This window comes from Thomasclavelia sp., assembly GCF_047249845.1.
In the GTDB taxonomy this organism is placed as follows: Bacteria; Bacillota_I; Bacilli_A; order Erysipelotrichales; family Coprobacillaceae; genus Thomasclavelia.
Window position 1 is genome coordinate 1 of record NZ_JBKTWO010000168.1, and the last position, 1,783, is coordinate 1,783.

Below are 1,783 nucleotides of genomic sequence, written 5' to 3' on the forward strand. Positions count from 1 at the left end.
GGATTATGGTGAATCCTAATTATTTAACTCTTAATGCAAGTGCTCAATTGTCAGATCCAAATTCTATTTTCTACACATATCAAAAACTGATTCAATTAAGAAAAGACTATGATATTATAACAGATGGAAAATATCAATTAATTATGGAAGATGATCCACATATCTACGCTTATAAACGTATTTCAGATCATCAAGAACTTATTATCTATTGTAACTTTTCATCTCAGGAATTAGATTATGATTGTTCATATATTCATGATGATGCTAAAATTTTAATTTCAAATTATGATGATTGTGCTCATAAACTTCGTGCTTATGAAAGTTTAGTCTTTATTCAAAATATATAATTTCTCACAAGCCCATTATAGGGCTTTTTCTTTTGCAAAAGGTTGTGTTATGTAACTTGGTTAAACATTCAAGCAAGTGAGTTTGAATTTATGGATTCAATTCAATAAATAAAATATAATGCAAGTAAGATCATTGATATCAAAGTCCATTGGAAACAAGAAATAATGATTTTGATAATGACAAGAAAAGGGGCGTTATTTATGGAAATTATTAAAGTTGAAAATATTTATAAATCATTTTCTCAAAAGAAAGTTCTCACTGATATTTCTATTCAGATACAATCTGGAGAAATATTTGGCTTATTAGGACCATCAGGGGCAGGAAAAACAACACTGATTAATATTATAACAGGACAGTTGGAGGCTGATAGTGGACAATCTTATGTCATGCAAAAAAATTCTTTACAATTATCAAAAGAGGATTATACACATATAGTACTTGTATTAGATAAACCTGGACTATATGATCGTTTAACTTGTTATGATAACTTACTCTTATATGCATCCATATATCATCTAGACCATCATAAAATTGATGATGTCTTAAACCATGTTCATCTTTGTACTGATAAAAAAACAATAGTCAATCAATTATCTAAAGGAATGAAACAAAGACTTGTGATTGCCAGAGCAATTATGCATGAACCACAAATATTATTCCTTGATGAACCAACTTCTGGGTTAGATCCTGCGACATCACTTAAAATTCATGAACTTTTATTACAATTGAAGAAAAAGGGAACTGCCATATTTTTAACGACTCATAATATGGAAGAAGCATCACTTTTATGTGATAAAGTTGCTTTATTGAATGAAGGTCAAATTATTGAGTATGATCGACCTGTAAATATATGTTCACGCTATAATCAGTTGAACAAGATGGTGATTATGACTAAAGACAATCAAGAACATATTATAGAAAATAAGAAGGAAAATGCACAGTTTGTATATGACTTGATTGCTTTAGAACAAATTAAATCTATTCATTCTTCTGAACCTACATTAGGGAATGTCTTTATTACATTAACAGGAAAGGAGTTGGTATAAATGAATCTACAAATCATATTTGCAATTATACGTAAACAATGGAAAGATACAATTAAAAATAAGAGTATTTTGATTCAATTTCTCATGTTTCCAATCATCTGTATTGTTTTAACATCATCAGTTAGTAGTGTAGAAATACCAGGAATGTATTTTGTTATACTGTTTGCAACGATGTATGTGGGGATGGCACCCATTATTATTATGGCGAGTATCATGAGTGAAGAAAAAGAGCAGGGAAGTTTAAGAATGATGATTATGTCAAATGTGAAACCAGTAGAATATATGATTGGAGTTGGCACATTGGTATTTCTTTGTTGCCTAATAGGAAGTTTGATTATGGGAATAACTGGTGGATATCATGGAATGGACTTGCTTTCTTTTATGGAAAT

1 protein-coding gene and 2 pseudogenes are annotated in these 1,783 nt (G+C 29.5%); all 3 read left to right on the top strand.

Annotation, left to right across the window (positions count from 1 at the left end; all coding sequences use genetic code 11):
* Positions 1-347 (top strand): annotated as a pseudogene (locus tag ACLR9T_RS14415) (glucohydrolase); the annotation flags it as partial.
* Positions 348-548: 201 nt separating this feature from the next.
* The gene (locus ACLR9T_RS14420; protein WP_413110150.1) at positions 549-1,394 is read left to right on the top strand and encodes an ABC transporter ATP-binding protein; all 846 of its coding nucleotides are present in this window, start codon (positions 549-551) and stop codon (positions 1,392-1,394) included.
* Positions 1,395-1,783 (top strand): annotated as a pseudogene (locus tag ACLR9T_RS14425) (ABC transporter permease); the annotation flags it as partial.